The following is an 812-nucleotide window of genomic DNA, read 5'->3' on the forward strand; positions in this document are numbered from 1 at the left end:
GTCCGGCACGTCCGGCCCGGGGACCACGTCGCCCTGTCCACCCTCGCCAACTGCGGGGCCTGCGCCGACTGCGACCGGGGGCGGCCGACCATGTGCCGACGGGCGATCGGGCGGCCCACGCGGCCGTTCTCGCGGGGCGGGCGGGAGGTGTTCCAGTTCGCGTCGAACTCCGCCTTCGCGGAACAGACGGTGGTCAAGGCCGTGCAGGTCGTCCGGATACCGGAGGACATCCCCCTGACCTCCGCCGCGCTGATCGGGTGCGGGGTGCTGACCGGGGTGGGAGCCGTGCTCAACCGGGCCCGCGTCGACCGGGGTGAGAGCGTCGTCGTCATCGGGACCGGGGGGATCGGGCTCAACGTGGTGCAGGGCGCGCGGATCGCCGGGGCGACCCGGATCGTCGCCGTGGACGCCAACCCGGAGAAGGAGGCGGTGGCGCGGCGGTTCGGGGCCACGCACTTCCTGACGTCCGTGGAAGGGGTGCGGGACATCCTCCCCACCGGAGCCGACCACGCGTTCGAGTGCGTCGGCCGGGTCGACCTCATCCGCCAAGCCGTCGACCTGCTGGACCGGCACGGGCAGGCGATCCTGCTCGGCGTGCCGGCCGCGACCGCCGAGGCCTCCTTCCTCGTCTCCTCCCTCTACCTGGACAAGTCGATCCTGGGCTGCCGCTACGGGTCGTCGCGACCCCAGCGGGACATCGCCCTCTACGCCGACCTGTACCGGGAGGGGCGACTGCTCCTGGACGAGCTGGTCACGGCCACCTATCCCGTGGAGGACTTCGCGAAGGCGGCGGAGGACGCGGGGGAGGGGCG

General features: G+C 73.4%; 1 protein-coding gene. It reads left to right on the plus strand.

Annotated features, from left to right (window positions below):
* Nucleotides 1–812: zinc-binding dehydrogenase (locus P1P70_RS45270; protein WP_319248408.1), on the plus strand; the 812-nt coding region annotated here is incomplete at both ends.

Origin of the sequence: Streptomyces sp. MB09-02B (genome assembly GCF_033794485.1) — a bacterium.
Taxonomy (GTDB): domain Bacteria; phylum Actinomycetota; class Actinomycetes; order Streptomycetales; family Streptomycetaceae; genus Streptomyces.